The sequence below is a fragment of the Sphingobium sp. SA2 genome, assembly GCF_032227065.1.
GTDB lineage: Bacteria > Pseudomonadota > Alphaproteobacteria > Sphingomonadales > Sphingomonadaceae > Sphingobium.
This window is the reverse complement of sequence record NZ_JAPMXX010000006.1, coordinates 942,331-954,513: the sequence shown is the minus strand read 5'-3', so window position 1 is coordinate 954,513 and position 12,183 is coordinate 942,331. Positions and strand designations below refer to the sequence as shown.

Annotated in this window: 17 protein-coding genes, 1 tRNA gene and 1 riboswitch; of the genes, 15 read left to right on the top strand and 3 right to left on the bottom strand. The window is 64.4% G+C overall.

Going from position 1 to position 12,183, the window contains the following annotated elements:
- Positions 1-336, bottom strand: coding sequence for a preprotein translocase subunit YajC (yajC, locus tag OVY48_RS12290; RefSeq protein WP_037472426.1), 336 nt, complete (start codon positions 334-336; stop codon positions 1-3).
- A gap of 188 nt (positions 337-524) precedes the next feature.
- Here yajC and OVY48_RS12285 point away from each other — a divergent pair.
- Positions 525-601: transfer RNA gene (locus OVY48_RS12285), tRNA-Pro, on the top strand.
- Positions 602-821: 220 nt separating this feature from the next.
- On the opposite strand, the gene OVY48_RS12280 is transcribed toward OVY48_RS12285, so the two are convergent.
- Together OVY48_RS12280 and OVY48_RS12275 are read right to left on the bottom strand one after the other, a co-directional pair.
- A complete protein-coding gene (locus tag OVY48_RS12280; RefSeq protein WP_313923053.1) occupies positions 822-1,166 on the bottom strand; it encodes a helix-turn-helix transcriptional regulator in 345 nt (114 codons plus the stop codon).
- Positions 1,159-1,512, bottom strand: a complete 354-nt coding sequence (locus OVY48_RS12275; RefSeq protein WP_313923052.1) for a type II toxin-antitoxin system RelE/ParE family toxin — start codon at positions 1,510-1,512, stop codon at positions 1,159-1,161. Before OVY48_RS12275 ends, OVY48_RS12280 begins: the two co-directional genes overlap by 8 nt.
- A 117-nt stretch (positions 1,513-1,629) precedes the next feature.
- Between OVY48_RS12275 and rmuC the strand changes: the two genes are divergently transcribed.
- The 14 genes from rmuC to OVY48_RS12205 all read left to right on the top strand — a co-directional run bounded on the left by rmuC (position 1,630) and on the right by OVY48_RS12205 (position 12,107).
- Positions 1,630-3,117: a DNA recombination protein RmuC gene (gene rmuC, locus OVY48_RS12270; RefSeq protein ID WP_313923051.1), complete on the top strand. Its 1,488-nt coding sequence runs from the start codon at positions 1,630-1,632 to the stop codon at positions 3,115-3,117.
- A 97-nt stretch (positions 3,118-3,214) separates the two neighbouring features.
- A complete protein-coding gene (locus OVY48_RS12265; RefSeq protein WP_313923050.1) occupies positions 3,215-3,388 on the top strand; it encodes a hypothetical protein in 174 nt (57 codons plus the stop codon).
- 53 nt (positions 3,389-3,441) lie between these two features.
- Positions 3,442-4,071 carry a nicotinate-nucleotide adenylyltransferase gene (locus OVY48_RS12260; protein ID WP_313923049.1) on the top strand — a complete coding sequence of 210 codons (630 nt, stop codon included), beginning with the start codon at positions 3,442-3,444 and terminating at the stop codon, positions 4,069-4,071.
- A gap of 12 nt (positions 4,072-4,083) precedes the next feature.
- Complete coding sequence (rsfS, locus tag OVY48_RS12255) at positions 4,084-4,473, top strand: ribosome silencing factor (RefSeq protein ID WP_037475965.1); 390 nt, start codon at positions 4,084-4,086, stop codon at positions 4,471-4,473.
- Positions 4,474-4,514: 41 nt separating this feature from the next.
- A complete protein-coding gene (locus OVY48_RS12250) occupies positions 4,515-4,937 on the top strand; it encodes a 23S rRNA (pseudouridine(1915)-N(3))-methyltransferase RlmH (RefSeq protein ID WP_313923048.1) in 423 nt (140 codons plus the stop codon).
- Positions 4,938-4,941: 4 nt separating this feature from the next.
- A complete protein-coding gene (locus OVY48_RS12245) occupies positions 4,942-6,177 on the top strand; it encodes a peptidoglycan DD-metalloendopeptidase family protein (protein WP_313923047.1) in 1,236 nt (411 codons plus the stop codon).
- A 4-nt stretch (positions 6,178-6,181) separates the two neighbouring features.
- The gene (locus OVY48_RS12240; RefSeq protein WP_313923045.1) at positions 6,182-6,532 is read left to right on the top strand and encodes a hypothetical protein; all 351 of its coding nucleotides are present in this window, start codon (positions 6,182-6,184) and stop codon (positions 6,530-6,532) included.
- A gap of 116 nt (positions 6,533-6,648) precedes the next feature.
- Positions 6,649-8,001, top strand: coding sequence for a S41 family peptidase (locus OVY48_RS12235; protein WP_313923044.1), 1,353 nt, complete (start codon positions 6,649-6,651; stop codon positions 7,999-8,001).
- 75 nt (positions 8,002-8,076) lie between these two features.
- Entirely contained in the window at positions 8,077-8,562 is a 486-nt protein-coding gene (locus OVY48_RS12230) for a disulfide bond formation protein B (protein ID WP_313923043.1), read from the top strand.
- Positions 8,559-9,113 carry a demethoxyubiquinone hydroxylase family protein gene (locus tag OVY48_RS12225; RefSeq protein WP_069065551.1) on the top strand — a complete coding sequence of 185 codons (555 nt, stop codon included), beginning with the start codon at positions 8,559-8,561 and terminating at the stop codon, positions 9,111-9,113. The genes OVY48_RS12230 and OVY48_RS12225 overlap by 4 nt, the downstream gene beginning before the upstream one ends.
- A 13-nt stretch (positions 9,114-9,126) precedes the next feature.
- Positions 9,127-9,666 (top strand): hypothetical protein, encoded by a 540-nt coding sequence (locus tag OVY48_RS12220; RefSeq protein ID WP_313923042.1) that lies wholly within the window; start codon positions 9,127-9,129, stop codon positions 9,664-9,666.
- A 91-nt stretch (positions 9,667-9,757) separates the two neighbouring features.
- The gene (locus OVY48_RS12215) at positions 9,758-10,159 is read left to right on the top strand and encodes a hypothetical protein (RefSeq protein ID WP_313923041.1); all 402 of its coding nucleotides are present in this window, start codon (positions 9,758-9,760) and stop codon (positions 10,157-10,159) included.
- 34 nt (positions 10,160-10,193) lie between these two features.
- A riboswitch (yybP-ykoY riboswitch) is annotated at positions 10,194-10,380 on the top strand.
- Between the two features lie 18 nt (positions 10,381-10,398).
- The gene (locus tag OVY48_RS12210) at positions 10,399-10,977 is read left to right on the top strand and encodes a TMEM165/GDT1 family protein (protein WP_313923040.1); all 579 of its coding nucleotides are present in this window, start codon (positions 10,399-10,401) and stop codon (positions 10,975-10,977) included.
- 203 nt (positions 10,978-11,180) lie between these two features.
- Complete coding sequence (locus OVY48_RS12205; RefSeq protein ID WP_313923039.1) at positions 11,181-12,107, top strand: complex I NDUFA9 subunit family protein; 927 nt, start codon at positions 11,181-11,183, stop codon at positions 12,105-12,107.
- Positions 12,108-12,183: the final 76 nt, after the last annotated feature.

The following is a 12,183-nucleotide window of genomic DNA, read 5'->3' as shown; positions in this document are numbered from 1 at the left end:
TCAGTCGTTCGCGGGCTTGGCAGTGGTCGGGTCGATCACGTCGGTCAGGGTCGACTTGACCGCCTTGACCTTCATGTTCGGCGCCAGTTCGACGTCGGCATAAATGTCATCGACGCGCACGACCTTGCCGATCAAGCCGCCGCCGGTGACGACCTGGTCGCCCTTCTTCACCGCGTCGATCTTGGCCTTATGCTCCTTCATCTTCTTTTGCTGCGGACGGATCAGCAGAAAATAGAAGACGACGAAGATCAGGACCAGCGGGGCCATCTGCACCAGGATTCCGGCGCCGGAGGCTTCCCCGCCAGCGGTCTGGGCAAAGGCTGTCGATATGAACATGGGTGGGACTTTCGTCTTGGTGTCTGTCGGCCGCGCAACGCATGGCAGCGCCCGCCTATCAAGGCCGGGCGGCTACCACAGATGCAAGGGCGGAGGCAATATGATTAGGGAATCGTACATGGGGCGCGAATGGTCGCATCGAAACCCTTGCAACTTCCCAAAACCCCTTCTAAAGCGCGCCCTCCGGTCGGGACGTAGCGCAGCCTGGTAGCGCATCACACTGGGGGTGTGGGGGTCGGAGGTTCGAATCCTCTCGTCCCGACCAAGATTTTCGGAAAGTGCGGCCGTCCGGGGGACGGACGCCCGAAAATCTCCCAAGCGCAAGCGCGGGAGGCGATATTCAGCATTGGTAGCGAATGGCTCGGGCGGCGAAGGCTGCGCGATTTGCCTACGCGCGCTGCATTCTTGAACAAATATTCTTACCAAGGCTGTCAGAATGAACTGCCTTGCCCCTCTCGATTCCGCACGGTTAAGTTGCGCCTACTTTAAGCCGCAGCCGACGACGGCAGAGGTCGCCTGGATGTCTTCGCACGAGGTGCCACGGAAATTTTCACCCGCACATCCTGATTCAGCCGGTCGAGTATTCGCATAAGGCGGTCGATGGTAAAACGGTCCAGCTTGACCTGACGCAGACGCGAGAAGTCGGCGGCCGCAATGCCTGTGCGGGCTTCCGCTTCACGTACCGTCATCTGTTCGGCATCAAGCGCCTTCACGATTTCGGCGGCAAGGATGGCGCGAAATTGGCGAAGGCTTGCATCGGCCATGTCAAAATCAGCGAAGACGTCACCGGAGCCACGCACCAGTCCGAAATCATCTGCTTCCTTAGTCATCCAGCATTTCCTTCAATCGCTTTATGCGCTCACGCACCAGGTCGATTTCATGACGCGGTGTCGAAATCCCTCTGGTCGATTTTTTCTGGAAGGCATGAACCACCCATATATCGTCGCCCAGTTGAAGAGCGTAAACGACGCGATAGGCGTCGCCGCGCTCCTTGATCGCCAATTCCCAGACTCCCACACCCAGTCCGGCGAGTGGCTTGGCTATGTCCGGCGCTCCACCATCGGCAACCACCGTCAGCGCATCCAATGCCCGATCGATGGCACGCGGTGGAAACGATTCAAAATCCTTCCGCGCCGCCTTTATCCATGAGATAGTTCGAAAGGTCGGACGTGGCATGATTTCCGGTAGTCATATTTGACCACAAAGTCAATTGGCCGTGACGTTCCCCATCACCCCTTGCCCCCACCCCCTCCCCCCGCTAAGTTCCCTTTTCGTTCTGCAAAAGGGAAATTTATGGACAGCCTTTCCGCCCTCCTGATTCTGGTCGCATTGCTTGTCGGGCTGGCGGCGGGGTGGCTGTTGCGTGGGCGGATGCTGGCGCCGCTCGTGGCCGAGAAGGCGGACCTTGCCGCGCGGCTGGAGGTGGCCAGCACGCAACGTAACGGGGCGATCGCCGAATTGGCGGTGGAGCAGGAGCGTGTGGCGCAGGCCCATGCGCAGATTGCCCGGCTCGACGCCGCGCAGGTCGCCTCGGCGCAGCGCCTCGACACGATCCAGACCAGCGCACAGCAGCGTTTCGAGGCCGCGCAGGCCGAGCGCGAGGCGGCGCTGCGCGAACTGGCCGCACTTCAGTCCGACACGCAGGCGCGCGCCGAAGCCTTTGAAGCGCAGATCGCCGCGCTCAAGGACGCCAAGGAGCAGCTTTCCGCCCAGTTCAGTGAGATTGGCGGCAAGCTGCTGGGTGAAGCGCAAAAGACGTTTCTCGACCGTGCCGACCAGCGTTTTGCGCAGGCGAACGAAAAGAGCGAGGCGCAATTGAAGACCCTGCTCTCGCCCGTCGAAACCACGCTCAAACGCTATGAGGAGGGGTTGCAGCGGGTCGAAAAGGACCGTGTCGGCAGCTATGCCGAGCTGCGCGAAGCGGTGCAGCAGGTGCATGTCGGCCAGGGGCAGGTGCGCGAAGAGACCGCCAAGCTGGTCAACGCGCTGCGTGCCGCGCCCAAGACGCGTGGTCGCTGGGGCGAACAGCAGTTCAAGAATCTGATCGAGGCAGCCGGCCTGTCCGCCCATGTCGATTTCAGCGAGGAAGTATCGGTTACGGTCGAAGATGGCCGGTTGCGCCCCGACTTCATCATCAACCTGCCCGGCGATCAGCAGATGGTGGTCGACGTCAAATGCTCGCTCGTCGCCTATCTGAACGCCGTCGATCAGGTCGATTCGGCGCTGCGCGACGCCCATATGGCCGACCATGCCCGCGCGATGCGGACCCATGCCGACGCGCTGGGACGCAAGGCCTATTGGGAACAGTTCGACAAGGCGCCAGACTTCGTCATCATGTATGTGCCGGGCGACAATTTCGTCACCGCCGCCCTCGAAGCGGACATGGACCTGTGGGAGCGCGCCGCGCGCAATCGCGTCATCATCTGCGGTCCTTCCACCTTCCTGCCGCTCGCCCGAACGCTCGCCAGCCAGTGGCGGCAAGCGAAATTGCAGGATCAGGCGCGCGAAGTCGCTGAATTGGGCAAGCAGCTTTATGAACGCCTCGCCGCCGCCGCGGGATCGCTCAAGAAGCTCGGCAATCGGCTCCATGGCGCGGTCGGGGATTATAACGCCTTCGTCGGCAGTTTCGAGGGTCGGGTGCTGGTGACGGGCCGTAAACTGCGCGACCTCAATATCGAGACCGGCGGCAAGGAATTGGACGAGCTTGGCCCGGTCGAGGCGCTGGTCCGCGAGCCCGCATCGCCCGAAGCCCTGCGCGCCCTGTCCGACGCTGCGGAATAGCGCTGCGGAACCAACCGGCCTCCGCCTGCGTCTCCTCTGTATGAAGCCTTGAAAATCAAAGCCGTAAGGGTTGAGAGACAAGGGTCGGAGACTATCCATGTGGAAGCGATTGATCTTTAGGCGTGCGCCGCCGTCGCGCGCGGTGCCTGTCGAACCGGACATGCCACGTCGGCCGAGACAGGTTGAAGCCGATCATCCCTTTGCCGACCTCATCGCCAAACTGGATCGCATCCCCTATCCCATGCCGCATAAGGCGGCGCTCAGCCGCTAAGGCGCGCTGCCCATCTCTTGCTCCCTCGCTTCCCGGCTGGCATGGCAAGAGCCATGACAAAGATCGGCCTGCTGGGCGGCTCCTTCAATCCCGCCCATGGCGGCCATCGCGCCATATCGCTGTTCGCGGCCAAGGCGCTTAGCCTGGACGAAGTCTGGTGGCTCGTTTCGCCTGGCAATCCCCTCAAGCCGCGCGCGGGCATGGCCCCCCTCCCCGCCCGGCTGGCCCACGCCCGGCAGATCGCCCGCCGCGCGCCGATTCGCGCGACCGTGATCGAGGCGCAGCTTGGCACCCGCTATACCATCGACACGCTGCGCGCCGTCACCCGCCACTACCCCAAAAACCGCTTCATCTGGCTGATGGGAGCCGATAATCTGGCGCAATTTGGCGATTGGCGCGACTGGCGCGGCATCGCCCGGCAAATGCCCATTGCCGTGATCGCCCGTCCAGGCTATGATAGCGATGCCTATGGCTCTGCGGCCATGAGCTGGCTGCGGCGCTTCGTCCGGTCCCCGCGCCAGAGTGCAGACTGGACGAATTGGAGACCACCGGCGCTCGTGCTTTTGCGCTTTCGCCCTGATCCAAGATCGGCGACCCTGCTTCGGCAGGCGGACCCCCTCTGGCATCGCGAATATGAAACATCGTGTGCGCGAGATCCGCTCACGCGCCGGTTAGTGATCTAGAATGGAGCCTTTTTGACCAGACCCCACCCCGCCAACGACACGGCCGCATCGGCCGATAGCGTGGCCGCCCTGCACGCCCTCGTCATGCAGTCGCTCGACGACGACCAGGCGCAGGAAACCATCTCCATCCCCCTGGAAGGCAAGAGCAGCATCGCCGATTATATGGTGATCGCCAGCGGCCGTTCGTCGCGTCAGGTCGCGGCGATCGCCCAGCATCTCGCCGAACGGATCAAGAAGGAAACCGGCCGTTCGGCACGGGTCGAAGGGCTGCCGGTCGCAGACTGGGTGCTGATCGACGCGGGCGACGTGATCGTCCATCTCTTCAAGCCCGAAGTGCGCAGCTTCTACAATCTGGAACGCATGTGGGGCTTTGTCGATGCACCGGTTGCAGGGACAGCCTGAACCCTTCGACAGCCGAGTAATGACGGGCTAGGAGGAGCGCCATGCTCCTCCACATCATCGCGCGCGGGAAAATCGGGCGCTCCCCTGAAGCCGATCTGGTCGACCGCTATGCCAAGCGGTTGACCATGCCGCACAAGATCACCGAAATGCCCGACCGGGGCGGCAAGCTGCCGCCTGCCGCACCTGGCACCGTGACGGTGATGCTCGATGAAAAAGGGCGACAGCTTGGCTCGATGGAATTCGCGCGACGGCTGGAAGGCTGGCGCGACGCGGGCACCCGCGAATGTCGCTTCCTGATCGGTGCCGCTGATGGCTTCGACGACGCCGAACGGGCCAATGCCGACCTGCTGATCGCATTCGGCGCAATGACCTGGCCGCATATGATGGCCCGCGCGATGCTGGCCGAACAATTGTGGCGCGCCTGCTCCATCCTTGCCAACCACCCCTATCATCGCGAAGGATAGCCGCGTGAAACGGGGGGCGATCATCACCGGCGGGCTGCTCGCCCTTGTGGCGCTGGCCGCCACGCGCCTGCCCGCGGCCGATGATGCCGCGATCATCCTGCCCGGCACGGCTGGCACCACGCTGGCGCAGGAACAGGCCGCGCTCAAGGCCGCCCGCCGCCAGTCGGACGAAGCGCGCGATCGCTCCGCCCGGCTGGAGCAGCAGGCCAGTGTCGCGCGCGACGACGCCGAGCAGGCCCGCCGTCGCGCCGCCGCCACCGCCGCGCGCATCCAGCAGGCCGAAGCCGATATTCAGGCGGCGCAGGCCCGCATCGCCATCATCGCGCGGATGCAGCGAGCCCAGGCGGCGCGGCTGGCCGCTCGGCAGGAGCCGGTGGTGCGCCTGACCGCCGCGCTGCAGATGATGGCCCGCCGCCCCATGGCGCTGGCGCTGGTGCAGCCCGGATCGGTGACCGACGCCGTGCATATGCGCGCGGTGCTGGGGCAGATCTTGCCGGTCATCCAGCAACGCACAGCCGGGCTGCGCGCCGAACTCGCCCGCAGCCGCGCGCTGCGCGCCACCGCGCAGCAGGCCGCCAGTGCGCTGACCCAGGCGCAGGCCGACCGCCGCGAACGCCAGGCGGCACTCGCCGCGCTGGAAACGCAAAAGCGCCTCGCCGCGCGCGACTATCGCGCCAATGCGGGGCTGGAGAGCGAACGCGCGCTGGCGCTGGGCGAACGGGCGCGCGACATTGTCGACCTGATGGACCGGTTGGAGGATGCGGGCGACCTGCGCGAACGGCTCGCCGCCCTCCCCGGCCCGCTGATCCGCCCCGCCCGGCCGGATCAGACCGGCGCACCGGCGCCCGAAACAGTCCGCGCAACAGGTGGACCCCCACCCTACCGCCTGCCCGTCATCGGCCAACTCGTTACCGGCATGGGAGAAGTGAATGACGGCGGCGTGCGATCACGCGGCCTCAGCCTCGTGACGCAACCCGGCGCGCAGACCGTCGCGCCGACCGCAGGACGTGTTGCCTTTGCCGGACCCTATCGCGGCTATGGCCAGATATTGATCATCGACCATGGTCAGGGCTGGACCACGCTGATCACCGGCCTCCATCGCGTGACGGCGCAAGTGGGCGATACGGTGCGTCAGGGCGACCCCGTCGGCATCACCGGCCAGGGTCGCCCAACGGTGACGATCGAACTGCGCCGCAATGGCCGTCCGGTGGACATCGTGCCGCTAGTGGGGTTGGGGTGAAGTCATGACTTTTTCTGAGCTCATATTGGCACTGCAGGCCGCAGGTATCGATCCGACATCCTATGCTATTGGCAAAGATGGGGATCTTTCCGAAACTTACGTCATAAAAAGACAACCGGTCCGCTTGGCCGACAATCTGCCGCTGATCGATATGTGGATCACATATTATGCTGAACGGGGAATTCCGTCAGGATTGCGATCCTTCCGAACCGAAGATGAAGCATGTCGCTTTTTCCTTGGCTGGCTCATGGGCGATCCAACGGTGCAACAAAGTCAGGATGATGCCCGGTGCCTTGCCAAATTAGGTGGCAGCGACCCGGATGCCAAGTTGCCACCACGCCGCCGCTTCTTCTAAATCTGCCCATTAACCCGACGCTCATCGACACTGCGCGACATTGGTCGAAGCGCGCTTTTGCGTCGGGACGCGAATCGGCTTATGACGGGACGATGATGCCGGAATCAAGGATGCCCATGAAATCGACCTTCCTCCATGGCGCGCTTGCGCTTGGGGCGCTTGCGCTCATTCCTGCCGCCACCGCGACCTTCGCGGCGGGGGAAGCATCGAGCTACAAGGCGCTCGATGAATTTATGGACGTGTTCCAGAAGGTCCGCAGCGACTATGTCGAGAAGGTCGATGACGAAAAGCTGATCAAGGGCGCGATCGACGGGATGCTGGCCAGCCTCGATCCGCACAGCAGCTTCCTCGATGCGCGCGATTTCCAGAATCTGCGCACCCAGACCGAGGGCAGCTATGGCGGCCTCGGCCTGTCGGTCACGCAGGAAGATGGCGCGGTCAAGGTCATCGCACCGACGCAGGACACCCCGGCCTGGCGCGCGGGGATCAAGGCAGGCGACTATATCACCCATATCGACGGGCAACTCATCTATGGCGGCACGCTGGACGAGGCGGTCGACAAGATGCGCGGCGCACCGGGCACGGCGCTCAAGCTGACCATCGTGCGCGCGGGTCGCGACAAGCCGATCGACCTGACGCTGACGCGCGAGATCATTCAGCTGAAGCCCGTCAAATGGGAAGTGAAGAAGAATATCGGCGTCATCAACATCGTCAGCTTCTCGGCCAATACCGGGGCCGACGTGCGCCAGGCGATCCGCAGCATCGACAAATCGCTCGGTCACAAGCCCACCGGCTATGTCCTCGACATGCGCTCCAATCCCGGCGGCCTGCTGGACGAAGCCGTGACGGTCAGCGACATCTTCCTGGAACGCGGCGAAATCGTGTCGCAACGCGGCCGGGCCAAGGGCGATGTCGAGCGCTATTATGCCAAGCCCGGTGACGACGCCAAGGGCTTGCCGGTGATCGTGTTGGTGGACGCAGGCTCGGCCTCCGCCTCCGAAATCGTTGCAGGCGCCTTGCAAGACCAACATCGCGGCCTGGTGATGGGCGAACGCAGCTTCGGCAAAGGCAGCGTGCAGACAATGCTGCCGCTCAGCAACACCAGCGCGCTCAAACTGACCACCGCGCGCTATTATACCCCGTCGGGTCGCAGCGTGCAGGAAGGGGGCATCCAGCCCGACATCCGCGTGCCGCAATTGTCCGACCCCGATTATAAGAACCGGCCGAAATATCGCGAAAGCGACCTGCGCCGTCATCTGATCAACGAGATCAAGAGCGACGACAAGGCGCTGGAAGAGGATGCGAAGGACGACCCGCGCTTCACCATGACGGCCGAGGAGCTGAAAAAGCAGGGCATCGAGGATTTCCAGCTCGACTATGCGCTTAAAACGATCGCGCGCCTTGCCAGCACGCCAGGCGCGACGATCGCCCAGGCGCAGGTCGCGGCGCGCAAGCCGGGGGCGAAGTAACGCGCGCCTGGCTGGGCGATGCCTATCCCGCAAGTTCAGCATGACGAAAGGTGCGGGTGTGTCTAAGTGGGGGTGATGAGCAGACTCCCCCTTGCCCGCGCCCTCGCGCTGTTGCTGCCGGTCGCCCTGTTGGGCGGGGCCTACGCCTCTCAATATATTGGCGGTCTGCACCCGTGCGAAATGTGCTGGTGGCAGCGTTATCCGCATATGGCGGCGATCCCGCTGGCTGTGTTGGCCTTCGCGACGAAGGCAACGCCGAAGACCAGCGCGGCCTTCACCGCACTGGCCGCCATTGCGATCGCCATCAGCGGCGGCATCGGCCTGTTTCATGCCGGCGTCGAATATGGCTGGTGGGAGGGGCTGACCGCCTGCTCCACCACCCCGACCGGCGGCAGCGCGTCGGACATATTGACCCAGATCATGGCGACGCCGATCACGCGATGCGACGTTGCGCCATGGAGCCTGCTGGGCATCTCGCTCGCGGGCTATAATGGCCTCTTGTCGCTGGGTGGCGCGGTCGCCATCTTGGCACTGCTAAGCAATAAGGGACGTCACGCATGAGCGGATCGAACGACTTTCCCCGCCCCGGCCAGCGCTTGCCCGATGGCGCGCGCGACTCCATGCTGCGCGTCGACCAGGCAGGGGAATATGGCGCGACCCGCATCTATGCCGGGCAGTTGGCGGTGATGGGCGACCGCCACCCCTATGCCCGTATCATCGCGGGCATGGCGGCGCAGGAGGAACGGCATCGCGCGACGTTCGACGCCATGATCGCCCGGCGCGGCGTGCGCCCCACGGCCTTGTCGCCGATCTGGAATGTCGCGGGCTTCGCGCTTGGTGCCGTCACTGCCGCGATCGGCCCGAAAGCCGCCATGGCCTGTACCGCGGCCATCGAAACCGAGATCGACCGCCATTATGCCGAGCAGTTGGAGCAGATCGGCACCGATGATGCGGAACTCTCCGAGGCCATCGCGGATTTCCAGGCAGAGGAAGTCGAGCATCGTGACGCCGCGCTGGCGCATGGCGCGGAACAGGCACCGGCCTACCCCCTGTTATCCGGCGCGATCCGTCTGGGATGCCGGGCCGCCATCGCGCTGTCGAAGCGCATCTGAAAAGGACGGACAAATGACCAAGACCCCGATGATCGCAGCCCTGGCGCTGCTGGCCGCCGCCGTCCCCGCCATGGCGCAACAGCCGACCGCGCCAACCGCCGTAACCGACCCGAACAATGAGAAGGTCAATATCGTCATCGTCTATGGCGAGGATGCTTGCCCGCCCAGTCAGGGCGACGAAATCGTTGTCTGCGCGCGCAAGGGCGAAGCGGAACGCTATCGCATCCCCGAACCGCTCCGCGGCGACCCCAACAAGCCGAGCAACCAGGCCTGGGGCGAACGGGTACGCTCGATGGAATATGTCGGACGCTCCGGCACGGAAAGCTGCTCACCATCGGGCGGCGGCGGGGCGACCGGTTGTTTTGCTCAACTCGCCCGGCTCGCCAAGGCCGAGCGTCAGGCGCTCGACAATGCCAGTTGGAAGGATCTGGTCGAGGCCGAACGCGCCAAGCGCCTGTCGACGATCGATGCGGACAGCGAAGAGATCGAAGCACGGGTGAAGGCCGAGGAAAAGGCCGCACAGCAACAGAGCAATAGTCCAACGCAACCCTGACGGTTTTACGCATCGGTCGGCGTCTCAAAACCGACCAGCCGGGGATTTGGGCACCCCCGGTTCCTACAGGGGCATGAAGGAATATGATCCCATGCGACATCATGTCGTTCTTCCCCTGGTCGGCCTGCTGCTGACCCCGCTGCTATCTTCCCCGGCCTTCGCCCAGGCGGAACCGCCACCGGAACGCACCATCAACCTGCTCGTCTATGGCGATGATCCCTGCCCGCAAGGCGAAGGCGACGAAATCGTGGTGTGCGCGCGCAGGCCGGAGGCGGAGCGCTATCGCATCCCCAAGAAGCTGCGCGAAAAGCCCGCCGTATCGGGCGGCCCCGGCTGGGGCAGTCAGGTCGCCACCATGGAAAGCGTCCAGCGGCAGAATCTGCCCAACAGCTGCTCGGTCAATGGGGCCAGTGGCGCCACCGGCTGCACCGCCAAGATGCTGGAACAATGGTTTGCCGAGCGGCGGATGCAGCAAAGCCGTGGCGAACCCTGAGCGTCTTGCGCCCATGGCGTCTTTGACCTAAGCACGACCCGTCATCTGGGGAGTAGCCAGCCGTTCCGCGCTACGGAACGGGCCTTATGTCAACATATTTGGCCGAGAGGTCATGGCATAAGGGACGCGGACATGTCCGCGTAAGGCGAGACCAATGGCATCGACGTTCCATGCCCGGCCGGGCGGGGAGCGACGATGGCATTGCGTTCTTCACCCCCGCCCGGCCCCGGACATGCCTGATGGAAGCCCTGCTCACCTCCTCCGCCCTCGTCGCGCTCGCCGAAATGGGCGACAAGACGCAATTGCTCGCCATGCTGCTCGCCACCCGCTTTCGCAAGCCGGTGCCGATCATCCTGGGCATATTGTTCGCGACGCTGGCCAATCATTTCCTCGCCGCGCTGCTTGGCCATTCGATCGCTGGCATATTGACGCAGGGCTGGTTCCGCTATGCGGTCGCGATCAGCTTCATCGCCATGGCCGCCTGGACATTGGTGCCGGACAAGATCGACGAAGATGCGCCACTCAAGGCACCATCGGGCGCAGGCGTGTTCATGACCACGCTGATCGCCTTCTTCCTGGTCGAGATGGGCGACAAGACGCAGGTGGCGACGATCGCGCTCGGCGCACGGTTCGACAATCTGCTTGCCGTAACGATGGGCACGACGCTGGGCATGATGGCCGCCAATGTCCCGGCCGTATTGTTCGGCGAAGCGCTGGCGAAAAAAGTCCCGATGCGCGCGCTCCAGGTCGGCGCAGCGCTGCTGTTCCTGATCCTTGGCCTATGGATGATCGCCGATCTTCAGGGCTGGATCGGGTGAGGCGTTCGCACCGGTCCTTGCCCCCACCCGGCCACCCAACGGCAGTATCATATGGGTGGCCGGGTGGGGGTGAGGGCCGGTGCGGACTTCGAAATGCGCCCTTTTGCGCATTTCCAAACACGCGCTAAGCGGTTGTCAGCGCCGCGCGGCTGGGGCAAGGGAAAAGCCAGCATATTCCTTTTCGAACGGACGTGGGACAGGTGATGAAAGACAGTCTGGTAACGGTGTTCGGCGGCGGCGGCTTTGTCGGTCGCCAGGTGGCACAGGCGCTGTTGGCGCGCGGCGCGCGGGTGCGGATCGCACAGCGCGATCCCTCCACGGCGCTGCGGGTCAAACCGTTGGGGGGCCTTGGCCAGGTCCAGTTCATCGCCGCCGACATCCGCAACCCCGCCAGCGTGGCGCGCGCCATCGCGGGCAGCGATGTCGTCATCAACCTGGTCGGCATATTGAAGGGCGACTTCGACGCCTTCCACCATCGCGGCGCGGCCAATGTCGCCCAGGCTGCGGCGGACGCTGGCGTCACCGCGCTCGTGCATATGTCGGCGATCGGCGCGGACCCGGAAAGCCCGTCCGCCTATGGCCGCTCCAAGGCAGCGGGCGAAACGGCGGTCAAGGCGGCCTTCCCGACCGCGACCATCATCCGCCCGTCGATCATCTTCGGCGCGGAAGACCAGTTCCTCAACCGCTTTGCCGAAATCATCGGCATGCTGCCGGTCATCCCGGTGATCGGCGCGGCAACGAAGTTCCAGCCGGTCTATGTCGCCGATGTCGCCCACGCCATCGCCAATGCGGCGGAGCAGCCCGGCGTCCATGGTGGTCAGACCTATGAGCTGGGCGGCCCGCAGGTCAGGACCATGCGCGAGATCAACCAGTGGATCGCCAAGGCGGTCGGCCGCGAGAAGGCGCTGGTAGAGGTGCCAAACGGCGTCGCCAAAATGCTGGCGATGTTGCCGGGCGGCCCGATCACCGGCGATCAACTGGCGATGCTCGGCCGTGACAATGTCGTGGCAGAGGGTGCCAAGGGACTCGACGCGCTCGGCGTCGTCGCCACGCCGATGGACGGCGTCGCCGACAAGTGGATGGTCCGCTACCGCAAACATGGCCGCTTCGCCGGTCGCGCCAGCGCCTGAACCCACAAAATCCTCCCCTGCAAGGGGAGGTGGCAGGGCGAAGCCCTGACGGAGGGGTGTCACCCTGTCGATAGCA

Excerpts from the sequence above, each read along its gene's own strand:
- yajC (WP_037472426.1), bottom strand. The coding sequence starts at position 336 with ATGTTCATATCGACAGCCTTTGCCCAGACCGCTGGCGGGGAAGCCTCC.
- OVY48_RS12280 (WP_313923053.1), bottom strand. The coding sequence starts at position 1,166 with ATGACTAAGGAAGCAGATGATTTCGGACTGGTGCGTGGCTCCGGTGAC.
- OVY48_RS12275 (WP_313923052.1), bottom strand. The coding sequence starts at position 1,512 with ATGCCACGTCCGACCTTTCGAACTATCTCATGGATAAAGGCGGCGCGG.
- rmuC (WP_313923051.1), top strand. The coding sequence starts at position 1,630 with ATGGACAGCCTTTCCGCCCTCCTGATTCTGGTCGCATTGCTTGTCGGG.
- OVY48_RS12265 (WP_313923050.1), top strand. The coding sequence starts at position 3,215 with ATGTGGAAGCGATTGATCTTTAGGCGTGCGCCGCCGTCGCGCGCGGTG.
- OVY48_RS12260 (WP_313923049.1), top strand. The coding sequence starts at position 3,442 with ATGACAAAGATCGGCCTGCTGGGCGGCTCCTTCAATCCCGCCCATGGC.
- OVY48_RS12250 (WP_313923048.1), top strand. The coding sequence starts at position 4,515 with ATGCTCCTCCACATCATCGCGCGCGGGAAAATCGGGCGCTCCCCTGAA.
- OVY48_RS12240 (WP_313923045.1), top strand. The coding sequence starts at position 6,182 with ATGACTTTTTCTGAGCTCATATTGGCACTGCAGGCCGCAGGTATCGAT.
- OVY48_RS12235 (WP_313923044.1), top strand. The coding sequence starts at position 6,649 with ATGAAATCGACCTTCCTCCATGGCGCGCTTGCGCTTGGGGCGCTTGCG.
- OVY48_RS12230 (WP_313923043.1), top strand. The coding sequence starts at position 8,077 with ATGAGCAGACTCCCCCTTGCCCGCGCCCTCGCGCTGTTGCTGCCGGTC.
- OVY48_RS12225 (WP_069065551.1), top strand. The coding sequence starts at position 8,559 with ATGAGCGGATCGAACGACTTTCCCCGCCCCGGCCAGCGCTTGCCCGAT.
- OVY48_RS12220 (WP_313923042.1), top strand. The coding sequence starts at position 9,127 with ATGACCAAGACCCCGATGATCGCAGCCCTGGCGCTGCTGGCCGCCGCC.
- OVY48_RS12215 (WP_313923041.1), top strand. The coding sequence starts at position 9,758 with ATGCGACATCATGTCGTTCTTCCCCTGGTCGGCCTGCTGCTGACCCCG.
- OVY48_RS12210 (WP_313923040.1), top strand. The coding sequence starts at position 10,399 with ATGGAAGCCCTGCTCACCTCCTCCGCCCTCGTCGCGCTCGCCGAAATG.
- OVY48_RS12205 (WP_313923039.1), top strand. The coding sequence starts at position 11,181 with ATGAAAGACAGTCTGGTAACGGTGTTCGGCGGCGGCGGCTTTGTCGGT.